Origin of the sequence: Longimicrobium sp., assembly GCA_036389795.1 — a bacterium.
Lineage (GTDB): Bacteria > Gemmatimonadota > Gemmatimonadetes > Longimicrobiales > Longimicrobiaceae > Longimicrobium.
Genome location: DASVWD010000120.1, coordinates 26,518 through 37,313, shown reverse-complemented (window position 1 = coordinate 37,313; position 10,796 = coordinate 26,518). Strand labels below are relative to the sequence as shown.

Below are 10,796 nucleotides of genomic sequence, written 5' to 3'. Positions count from 1 at the left end.
ATCGCCTATGCACGCACGGCCAGCGGCCCACGTCGATAAATCGATGTGAAGATTCATCTTGCGAAGAAACACCCGTCGCATATCTTTCTCGCTCCCCCACGACCGCCGCACACTGGACCGCCCGGTACCGCTGCGCGGCCGGATTTCCCCCAGGAGCGATCCTCATGAAGAAGCTGAAGCTGGATCTCGACGCCGTCTCCGTCGATTCGTTCGAGACCTCGGCGTTCGCGCGGGGCGCCGGCGGCACGGTGCACGCGCACTTCGCCACGCGCGGCCAGCAGCCCACCTGCGGCCTCGACTGCTGCCAGACGTGCGTGGGCTGCCCGCCCGCGCCGACGGCGGAAGTGACCTGCGCCTGCTGACCGGTCCGGGTCGGTCCTGATGAGATCGGCCCGGCCGCGAGCGCTCGCGGCCGGGCCGTCGCCATTGCGCTCACGTGCCGGGCGCTCACGTATCCTCGACGTCGCTCACGTCGTCCTGGAACCGGAAGGGCGCTCCGCCCACCAGCTGGTCGCTGGTCACCGTCGGGCACCAGTGGCGCTCGACGTGCGCGACGACCTGCTCCGTGCCCCAGGAGTGCCCGCGCGGGTCCCTGTGGAAGGAGTCCGTCAGGTCGCGGCAGAGCAGCGGCCGCCTGCCCAGGTACGCCAGCTGCCGGATGCCGTACGGACGGCCGAGCACGCAGACGTTCGCGTGTACGCCCATCACGACGACGTCCTCGATCCCACGCTGCGCCAGCAGGTTGAACACCTCCTGGCCGCTGTCGCTCACGGCGTCTTCGGGGGCGATATCGATCGACGCGACCTGGCGGGTCCACGGGTAGGGCGGCCCCGCCTCGCAGCACGGCTCGGCCGAATCGCAGGAGCAGGGTCCCGGCTCCGCCAGGGCCGGCGGCAGCGCGGCCTCCCGGTCCGGGTTCCAGTCGTTCCAGTCGATCGGCACCGGCGCCTCCGCCCGGGGAGCCTGGAGGGCGCGCATCCGCGCGGGAGTTCCGTCGTAGAAGTCGGCGCAGCCGGCCGGCGCGTGGATGATCAGCGCCCCCCGCGCGCGGAGAGCGGAGACCACCGCGTTCATGCGGGGCGCCATCTCCGCCACGCGCCTGGCCGCCGACACGCAGTGATGGGCATCCCACATGTCGCAGACGACGACCGCCGCCCGCGCGGGGTCCCAGTCCGGCCGGAGCACCTCCCGCGCCCGGTCCGCTCCGTCGCCGGCCGCGGAGCGGACGCGCAGCCGCAGAAGCCGATTCCCCATCTACTTGCCCGTTGAACAGGGTGTAGCGTAACTCATCGGGAGCTCCGCCCGCGCCTCGAGCATCGATCCTTCCCGCGGCCCATGCGACGCAAGCGTCTCCAGCACGCAGCCGACAACCTGTGCCAGATGTTCTGCGGGTGGCGCCTCCATGGCTGCTACCCGGAGCTGGAGCGCCTCGGCTCGGGGACGCTGGTCGTCGACGTGCTCGCGGAGGCGTGCACGTTCGAAGGCGAGCCGATCCCGGCGCTCGGCATCGCCCGCGAGCTGGCGGCGTGGCTGCGCGAGGACCTGGCGGCCCACCACATCGACGTGGAGCGGCTTCGCGAGGCCAGGGTGACCGTCGAGGTCCGCCTCGGCACGGTGCCGAAAGCGGAGCGGCGTACCAGGGACTCCCACTTCGGCCCCGGCGGCCGGCACCTGGTCCCGCCGCGGTTCGTCGCCTGCGACCTCCTCTGCCGCAGCCGGGTGGCGACGGACGAGAAGGTCTATGCTTCCGAATATCGCGACTACGAGGAATGGCCGCCGGGCTGGCCTGGCCGGTAGCATCCGTCGGACCACCCGCGGAGGGCTCACAGAGGTAGCAGAGAGCTCCCGCGGTTCTCCGTCGACTCCGTGTGAGACTTCAGTCCGGATCTCGATGAGCAGGACAACGTAGCAGCGGACCCCGTGCGGGCATATCTTCTTCGCCGCGGCCGCGTCGGCATGCGCGGTGGTGTCCGTATCGCAATCCCCACAAGCTCGACCTCGGGCGTGCGGCGTGAGCGCGCCGGGATAATTCCTGATCATCGTTCATGAAGAAGGGAAACCATGCAACAAGCCGAGGAGCGGAAACACCTTCTCGCCGAGGCAACGCGCCTGTACGACCAGGGCAGACCCGCCGAAGCCCTCCCCCTTTTCGCGCAATGCCTCTCCCTGTTCGGTGAAGAGGACCGGTCGAGCGTCGAGTACGCGGACTTCTGCGGCAACTACGGCTCCGCGCTGGCCGAGTCCGGGAACCTCAAGCTGGCCGAGCGGATGTTCAACGCGGCCCTGCTGGTCTACGGGAGCCGGGGACAGAAGGCCGGCGTGGCGCGCACCCACTTCAACCTCGGCAACGTCTACGGCTACATGAACAGCCGTCAGCGTTGCTCCGACCACTACCGGCATGCGCTCGAGGCGTACCGCGACTGCAAGGATGCGCGCGGCGAGGGAGCCACCCTGCTGCAGCTGGCCAACCACTATGCCGGGATGGGGGTTTTCGACGAGGCGCGCGAGCGGCTGAAGGAGTTCGAGGGGCTGGACGAGCGCGTCAGGCGGGACCCCGAGCTCCGCCGGTCGTGGCGCTTCCAGCAGGCGAAGATCGCCCTGCACGACGGGCAGCCGGCGCAGGCGCTGACGCACCTGGAGGAGGCGCTCGACTGCGCGCGCCAGACCGGCGTTCCGGACTACGTCGAAGAGGCGGAGAGCGCGCTCGCGCAGGTCCGGCGGATGCTGGGAGGGACGCAGGAGGAGGAGCTGCCCGCGCTGGAGCGGGCCTACCAGGCTTCGAAGGAGCGGCAGGACCGCCACCTCCTGGAGAGGGCGTACGAGCTGGCGCGGGCGCTGGCCGCGAAAGGGGAGTGGGAGAGAGCCTTGGCGCTGTACGACGAATGCCTGGACCTGGTCGACACCCGGCGCGGCAGCCTGGACGGCGCGGAGCGGTTCCACTGGATGGAGCAGCTGGCCGGCGTGAGCCAGGAGTACGCCGCCCTCCTGTTCCGCCACGGCCGCGCCGAGCAGGCGCTGGAAGCCTCCGAGCGCGGGCAGGGGCGCGCGCTCCTCGACCTGATGTTCCGCCACCGGATCAAGCTCCAGGGCGAGCGCACCATCCGCGCCGCCGACAACGGGCGCGTGACCCTGGACGCGCCCCGCCGGGCGGAGATCCGGTCCGCGTTGCGCGATGCGGACGCGCACCTGTTCAAGATCCTGGAAACCGGCGACACCGCACTGGCGTGGCTCGCCGGCCCCGACGGCCGCGTGGACGCCTGGGACGCGGGGCCGGCCCGCGCCGCCCTGGAGCGGGTGATCGGGCTGCTGCTGCCGCCGGACGAGGCGGGCTCCCCGCCGCCCGCGGGCGAGGCGCGGGAAGTGCGCGCCCACGGGCCCGCGGCGCGCGTCTCCTGGGACGAGCTCCAGCAGGCGCTGGCGGCGCTCTACCAGGCGCTGTTCCCGGCGGGCGTGCGCGAGCGGCTGGAGAGCGGAGAGGGCCGCCTGCTGGTCGTCCCCCATCGCAGCTACTTCCACGTGCCGTGGGCGGCGCTCGGCCCGGCGGAGGGCCCCTCGCTCGGCGCCCGGTGGCAGGTCTGCGTGACGCCCTCGGTGGGCGTGTTCATGCAGCTGGACCGCCGGCGGGACCCCGAGGCGTGGCGCGGCCTGGCGGGCTTCCAGGTCCCCGCCGCCGCCATCGGGGACTGCGGGCCGCAGACCGTCGAGATCCCGGCGTTCCCCCTCCCGGACGCTCCCACCTTCTCCCTGAGCTTCTGCGAGCTCCCCGGCACGCGCGAGGAGGTGCGGCGCGTGGCCGAGCTCCTGGACGGCGCGGTGTTCACCGGGCCGCAGGCGCACCCCGCCGCCGTGCGCGCGGCCGCCACGGCCGCCGGCGTCCTGCACCTGGCGACCCACGGCTACTGGCACCTGGTTTCCGGGGAGCTGTCGTTCCTGGTCCTCGCCCCTTCTCCCGCCCCGCGGCCGGGCGCCGCCTCCCCCGGCGGAGGGCCGGGGGCGCTGTTCGCGTACCAGCTGATGGGGGACGACTTCACGACCCGCGCCGAGCTGGTGACGCTCTCCGGCTGCCAGACGGGGCTGGGCAGCCCCCACCCCGACACCTACATCAACCTCGCCCACAGCTTTCTCGTGGCGGGCGCCCGCTGCGTGCTGGTGAGCCTCTGGCCGATCCGCGACGACGCGGCCGCCGCGTTCATGGAGGAGTTCTACCTGGGCCTGCGGGAGGGCGGGCGCTCTCCCGCCGAGGCCCTGCAGCTGGCGCAGGCGGAGATGCGCCGGAGCATCCTCTGGAGCGAAGGGTGGAACTGGAGCGGGTTCGTGCTGGTGGGCAACGCCTTCCACGGCTTCGCCCCGGAGCCGGACGGACCCCGGTTCCCCGGCCCGGCCTTCTGCGGGGGGGACGTCCTGTGGGAAGGCGAGCCGGAAGGCGCCGTCCTGCCGCTGCAAAACTTCGCGGGCGAGCGCCAGGCGGGCGGCGAGGGCTGGCTCGTGAGCGGCGAGCGGATCGTGAAGATCCGCAAGCGCTAGGTCGGAAGATCGGTTGGTACGTGGCGGAAGCTCCGATGCATGATCTGGTCACGGATCTCGGACGACGAACCGCAGGTTGTTCCCGCCCACCAGCACCGTTGAACGTCATTCCGAGGGAGCCGCCGCACCGACCCGTGAACGCGATGAAGCCGGGCGGCGACCGAAGAATCTACTCACCCTGGCACGAGGGCAGTCGCAACGGACCGAGCTCGCTCGCACGCGGAGCAGATTTCTCGGCCGCGTCCAGCCTCTGGGGCGGAGGGAAGTCTCGTGAGGACGCCCCCTCGGAATGACATCTCCATGGTCGCACGATCGCCTGGGGAATCTGCCATGGCCGATTGATCTGCTTTCGCTCGCAGCTCGAAGTGTGCTACGTCCTCATCCCACGCAGACAAAGGAGAGAGAGATGAAGGTCATGGGTCTGGGGCTCGACCTCGACGGCCGGCTGCTGTTCCCTCCCAGGGACGACGAAGAGGTGTTCGAGGGCCTGGTGAGCGCCCTGGAAGCGAACGCGGAGCGCGTGCAGGGCCTGACCCGCGCCACGCAGGAAGCCGCCAGGCTGCGGGGCGAGCGGGCGCGCGCCGTCCTGGATCCGGGCGACCCCCGGGCCGCCGGATGGACCTGGCTGGCCAACGCCGCGGATCCCCAGATCGGGGAGATCGCCCGCGTCCTGGAGCCGCTGGCGCGGCATCGCGGCATGTCCGACCCCGCCGCGCCGCTGCTCTACCAGGGCGAGCCGCCCGAGCAGTGGCTCGAGTGGCTGCACCAGAACTACTACGCCCTGGGCCTGGAAGGCGCGAAGGTGCCGCAGTACGTGCTGATCGTGGGCGGGCCGGAGCAGGTGCCGTTCCTCTTCCAGTCCGTCCTGGACACGGTGGCGAACGTGGGCCGCGTGGCCTTCGACACGCCGGACGACCTGCGGCAGTACGTGGAGAAGCTGATCCGCCTGGAGACGGCGGCCGAGCCGGTCGTGCGGGAAGAGGCGGTCCTCTTCGCTCCCGACGCGGGCTTTCCCGACCCCACCCACTACAGCCGGCGGCAGATGGTGGAGCCCCTGGCCGAGTACGTCCGGGACGAGCTGCGGTTCTCCACCCGCGTGGTCGTGGGCGAAGAGGCGACCAAGGCCGGGCTGCTGAGCGCGCTGCAGGCCGGCAGGCCCGCCCTGGTCTACACGGCCAGCCACGGCCTGGGGGCCGCGGGCGCGCCCGCCGAGGTGCAGAGGCGGTTCAACGGCGCGATCTGCTGCCAGCACGCCGGCGAGCTCAGCCTCGACGCGCTCTTCACGGGGGACGACGTGCCGCTCGACCAGCCGTTCCTGGAGGGAGCGGTCTTCTTCCAGTTCGCCTGCTACGGGTACGGCACCCCCGCGCTGAGCGACTCCACGCACTGGATCAAGGGCGTGCCGGAGCAGCACACCGACGCCGACTTCGTCGCCGCGCTGCCCAGGAAGCTCCTGGCCCACCCCAGGGGGCCGATCGCGTTCATCGGCCACGTCGACATCGCCTTCCTGCTCGGCTTCGCGGCCTCGGAAGCCCCGCCGCCCTTCCTCGAGCGCTGGCACGAGCGCATCGCCCCCTTCAAGAGCGCCCTGCAGCAGCTGCTGGGCGTCCAGCCGGCCGGCCTGGCCATGCAGGACATGAACATGCGCTACAGTACGTGCAACGCGCAGATCACGCACACCTACGACCAGCAGCAGCGCGGCAGGCTGCAGTGGAACGAGCGGCTGAAGGCGCGCTTCCTGGACACCTGGCTCATGCGCGGCGACGCGCAGAACTACATGCTCTTCGGCGACCCGGCCGCACGCCTGCGCATCGCGACGTGACTGATATCAGTGCGAAGTGCGAAGTGCGGGGTGCGAAGTGCGGAACGGCACCTCGTGCCCGTCGAGTGCCGGATGGCCGGGCCGTGTCACGCATCCATCGGGCAGATCGTGCAAGCGGTGGGGAAAACGCGACCAGGCCGCTTTTGTCGCGGACCCGGTCGGGCTCGAGGTGCGTGAGTGCGTCGGTGCGGGGTTGTCCCGTATCCCACGGTTCACTTTCGCACTTTCGCACTTTCGCACTTCCGCACTCACGCACTTCCGCACTCACGCACTCGCCTTCTCCACCACCAGCGCCGTCACCATCCCGAACATCCCCATCGGCCCCTCGGCGTGGGGGAGGATGTGGCAGTGAAACGCCCAGGTGCCGGGGTTGTTGCAGTCGACGATCACGTCCCAGCGCTCGCCGGGGGCCACGTTCAGCGTGTCGCACTTCCACGGCGCGGGCTGCGGCCAGCCGTCCTTGTCGATCACCGTCATGTGCATCCCGTGCAGGTGCATCGGGTGGATCATCATCCCCTCGTTCATGAAGCGGATGCGCACCTTCTGACCCTGCTTCGCCACGACCGGCTCGGTGGCCGGGAAGCCCTTGCCGTTCAGGGTGTAGCCGTGGGCGCCGTCGTTCAGGATCATCACGTAGTCCACGTCCACCCGCTCAATCGGGCGCGGGGCCTTCGGCTCCACGATGAAGGCGCCCAGCAGCCCGTTCCCCACCTGCTTGGCCGCGTTGTGGTGCGAGTGGTACATGTGCGAGCCCGCGTTGGGGACCGTGAACTCGTAGGTGTAGCTCTCGCCCGGCTTCACCGGCGGCTGGGTGATGAACGGCACGCCGTCCTGGTCGTTCGGCAGCTCCAACCCGTGGAAGTGCACGGCGGTGGACTCGGGGAGCCTGTTGTGCAGCACCACGCGCACCCGGTCGCCCTCCTTCACGCGGATCTGCGGGCCCGGCACCTGGCGGTTATACGCCCACGCCTCCACCCGCTTCCCGGGCTCGGTCTCCCACTGCAGCACCTCGGCGGTGAGCTCGAACACCTTCACCCCGTTCTCGATGCGGGGCGCGAAGGGCTGGTTCCCCTTCCCCTCGGTCTTCGCCGGGAACGACTTGACACCCGCCTCGTGGTGGCGGTCCATCTCGTCGGCGGCGGCGCGGATCTCGGCCGGGCTCCTGGGGTGCGGCGCGGTGGTGCCGCCGCTGGCGTCGCTGTCGTGGGCCACGGCGGTCGCGGCGGGCGCCTGTGCACCCTGCGCCGCCTCTTCCCTGCACGCGGCCAGCGCGGTCCCCACCACCGGCACCGCGAGCCCCAGCGCGGAGAAGCGCAGGAAGTCGCGCCGGGACTTGCGGGCGGCCTCGGCGGCCTGGCGGTTCGTGCTCTCGCTCATTGCTCGTGTCGCTCCGTTCTGGCGTAAGCCGCGCATCCAGCGCGGCGCTCGGTTCACTCCCGATTCGGCCCGGAAGCTACGGCCCGCGCGGGGGAGCGTCTGTCGGGAGGGCGGCGGAAGCGGATGGCGGGCGGAGGCGGACGCCCGCGCCGGGAGGAGCACCACAGGCCGCGGGAGGTGTGGGGGATTTCCGAACGGGGGTCCAGATAGAGCAGAAACCGATTGGACCACAGAGAGGAACAGAGGAACGGAGAAGTCCTCTGTTCCTCTGTTCCTCTGTGTGAGGCCTTTCAGGACCTGTTCCGGGACGAGGCTCTGCAAGATGGGATCAGCCGTCCTCGGGGCCCGGTCCTCAGCGCCCGGCGGTCATTCGATCTCCGGGGCGGAGTCCGCGGCGTGGCGCAGCTTGTCGGGGTTCATCACGCGGTAGAAGGCCACGATGCGCTCGCCGTCCATCGCCAGCTCGGTGACGGCGAGCAGGCGGCCTTCCCAGAAGGTGAGCAGCGCCGGATGGCCGTTGACCGGGGCCACGCGGTGCCCGGTCCGGCCGCCGTACTTGCGCTCCAGCCCCAGCACGAACCGGCAGACGCGGTCGGCGCCGGACACCACGTTGCGCGCCGCCGGCACCTTGCCGCCGCCGTCGGTGGTGAAGGTCACGTCGGGCGCGAGCAGGGCGAGCACCCCGTCGCGGTCGTCGTCGGCGAGGGCCTGGAGGAAGCGGTGGAGGAGCCGCTCCCGCGCCTCGGGCGGCGGGGCGAAGCGCGGGCGGCCGGCGCGCACGCGCTCCCGCGCGCGGTGCACCATCTGGCGGACCGCCGCCTCGCTGCGCCCCAGCGCGTGGGCGATCTCGGCGTAGCCGGTGTCGAAGACGTCGCGCAGCAGGAACGCCGCCCGCTCCTCGGGCGCGAGCCGCTCCAGCAGCATCAGCAGCGCGATGGAGAGGTCGGAGGCGCGCTCCGCGCCGGCGTCGGGCGAGGGGGTGGCGACGGGCGCGGGGAGCCACGGGCCGGCGTACGCCGCCCGCTCGGTGGCGCTCCTGCGCAGGCGGTCGAGCGCCAGGCGGCTGACGACGGTCACCAGCCACGCCTCGGGCGACTGGACCGTGGCGGGGTCGATCCGCAGCCAGCGCAGGTAGGCCTCCTGCACGATGTCCTCCGCCTCCTGCGCGTCGCCCAGCATGCGGTACGCCAGGCCGAGCAGCCGCGGGCGGTGGGACAGCACCTCCGCGGAGATGCCGGACGGGTCGGGTGCGATCATGCCACGTAGACGGGCGAGAGGCGCGGGTGTGACAGCCTATCGTCCGCCGGTGCGAAGTGCGAGGTGCGAAGTGCGACTGTCACAGGCGCGCGCCCTCCGCGTCTTGATCAGCGTGAGCACGCCGGCGCACGGTGGCGCCCGGCGCGCTTGCATCGACCCACGAACCGAGAGGTGCGAGAATGCAGGATGCCGCAACGACCGCCGTCCCTACCGCGAGCGACGGCCGGGAAGCCGCCGCCGCGCACGGACCGCGGATCGACTACACCCGCGTGGCGCCGGAGGCGGCGCGGGCGCAGTTCGCGATGGAGGCCTACGTGCGCCAGTGCGGGCTGGAGCACTCGCTGATCCACCTGGTCAAGCTGCGCGCGTCGTACCTCAACGGCTGCGCCTACTGCGTGGACATGCACACCAAGGACGCGCGCGCGGCCGGCGAGAGCGAGCAGCGGCTGTACGCAATCCCGGTCTGGCGCGAGGGGCCGTTCTTCACGCCCCGCGAGCGGGCCGCGCTCGCCTGGACCGAGGCGGTCACCGAGGTCGGCCGCACGGGCGTGCCCGACGAGGTGTTCGAGGAGGTGCGGCGCCACTTCAGCGAGGCCGAGATCGTGGACCTCACCGTCGCCGTGGTCGCCATCAACGGGTGGAACCGCCTGGCGGTGAGCTTCCGGGCGCCGGTGGGGAGCTACGTCCCGCGCGCGGCCGCGCAGTGAGGCCGGCGCGCCGCCGAGGACGCGGAGGAGCGGCGGACGAAGCTCCTCCGCGTCCTCCGGCGCGCACCGCGTCACTGCCGCATGAGAGCATCCACCTCCGTCACGAGCAGCGCCGGCTGGTCGAGCTGGATGTAGTGGTTGCTGTCGGGGATCCTCGTGAACCGCGCGGTCGCCGCCGCGCTGGCGTAGGACTGGCGCACCGCCGCATCGAACTCCGCGGGCGACATCGGCACGTTCGGCGGAACGACGTACAGCACCGCCACCGGGACGGTGATGCGCGCGAGCTCGGGCCGCAGGTCGGTCACGATCAGCTCGTGGAACGCGTTGGCCACCGTGCGGCGGTCGCTGTCCCGCGCGTAGCGCGCGAGGACGGACCGCATCGAGTCCCTGCGGGTCATGCCGGCGACCATCCGCTCGAGCATCCCGTCGGATCCGGCGGGGCGCGCGAGCATGGAGTCGCGCATCTGCGCCGCGACCGGCCGCACGCTCTCCGCCGTGGTCCCGGGGGGGCCGAACATCGCGCCCAGGAACGGCATCATGTCGACCACCATCAGGCGGCCGACGCTCTCCGGGTGGCGCGCGGCGAGCATGATGCCGATCGAGCCGCCCATCGAGTGCCCGACCACCGCCGGCCGGTCCAGGTCCGCCTCGCGGATGTAGCGCGCGATCTCCTCCGCCACCGGCGCGGCGACCGGACCCTCGGCGTTCGCGCCGGGCGCGACCCCGGCGAACCCCTTCACCTGCACCAGGTGGAGGCGGTAGCGGTCGTCGAGCGCCCCGGCGGCTTCGGCCCAGACGTCGCGGTACGCGGCGAGGCCGGGGACGAGGATCACGTCGGGCCCGCTCCCGCGGGTGACCACCTCGATGCGGTCCGAGACGAAAGCGGCCGGGACGCGCGCGGCGTCCTGCGGCGGCGCCGAGGCACATGCGGCGAGCGTGAATGCCGCGCCCGTGGCGAGCAGGAGCGATTGGCGCTGCACGTGAGTCCTCCGTTGCCGTCGTTGCCCGAGTGAGCGGCCGCCCGGTCCCTGCGGCGCGGGAACCCTCGCGGCCGGGTGAGCGGCCGAAAACTGTGGAGCGCGGCCACCCGCTGCAACCGCCGCCCCGGC

At 72.0% G+C, this 10,796-nt stretch carries 9 protein-coding genes; 5 read left to right on the top strand and 4 right to left on the bottom strand.

Going from position 1 to position 10,796, the window contains the following annotated elements; translation table 11 throughout:
- Window positions 1–164 precede the first annotated feature (164 nt).
- Entirely contained in the window at window positions 165–362 is a 198-nt protein-coding gene (locus VF746_16400) for a hypothetical protein (protein HEX8694005.1), read from the top strand.
- A gap of 85 nt (window positions 363–447) precedes the next feature.
- Here the strand turns inward: VF746_16400 and VF746_16395 are convergent, their stop codons facing one another.
- Complete coding sequence (locus VF746_16395) at window positions 448–1,254, bottom strand: hypothetical protein (protein ID HEX8694004.1); 807 nt, start codon at window positions 1,252–1,254, stop codon at window positions 448–450.
- Between the two features lie 81 nt (window positions 1,255–1,335).
- Between VF746_16395 and VF746_16390 the strand changes: the two genes are divergently transcribed.
- The 3 genes from VF746_16390 (at window position 1,336) to VF746_16380 (ending at window position 6,346) form a co-directional block, all read left to right on the top strand.
- Window positions 1,336–1,797, top strand: coding sequence for a hypothetical protein (locus VF746_16390; protein ID HEX8694003.1), 462 nt, complete (start codon window positions 1,336–1,338; stop codon window positions 1,795–1,797).
- A 264-nt stretch (window positions 1,798–2,061) separates the two neighbouring features.
- Complete coding sequence (locus VF746_16385) at window positions 2,062–4,524, top strand: CHAT domain-containing protein (GenBank protein HEX8694002.1); 2,463 nt, start codon at window positions 2,062–2,064, stop codon at window positions 4,522–4,524.
- A 406-nt stretch (window positions 4,525–4,930) separates the two neighbouring features.
- A complete protein-coding gene (locus VF746_16380) occupies window positions 4,931–6,346 on the top strand; it encodes a hypothetical protein (protein HEX8694001.1) in 1,416 nt (471 codons plus the stop codon).
- 264 nt (window positions 6,347–6,610) lie between these two features.
- Here VF746_16380 and VF746_16375 read toward each other — a convergent pair whose 3' ends face one another.
- Both VF746_16375 and sigJ read right to left on the bottom strand, forming a co-directional pair.
- Entirely contained in the window at window positions 6,611–7,723 is a 1,113-nt protein-coding gene (locus VF746_16375; protein HEX8694000.1) for a copper oxidase, read from the bottom strand.
- 366 nt (window positions 7,724–8,089) lie between these two features.
- Complete coding sequence (gene sigJ / locus VF746_16370) at window positions 8,090–8,980, bottom strand: RNA polymerase sigma factor SigJ (protein HEX8693999.1); 891 nt, start codon at window positions 8,978–8,980, stop codon at window positions 8,090–8,092.
- A 179-nt stretch (window positions 8,981–9,159) separates the two neighbouring features.
- Between sigJ and VF746_16365 the strand changes: the two genes are divergently transcribed.
- Complete coding sequence (locus VF746_16365) at window positions 9,160–9,687, top strand: carboxymuconolactone decarboxylase family protein (GenBank protein ID HEX8693998.1); 528 nt, start codon at window positions 9,160–9,162, stop codon at window positions 9,685–9,687.
- 71 nt (window positions 9,688–9,758) lie between these two features.
- Here the strand turns inward: VF746_16365 and VF746_16360 are convergent, their stop codons facing one another.
- The gene (locus VF746_16360; GenBank protein HEX8693997.1) at window positions 9,759–10,667 is read right to left on the bottom strand and encodes an alpha/beta hydrolase; all 909 of its coding nucleotides are present in this window, start codon (window positions 10,665–10,667) and stop codon (window positions 9,759–9,761) included.
- Between the last annotated feature and the right edge of the window lie 129 nt (window positions 10,668–10,796).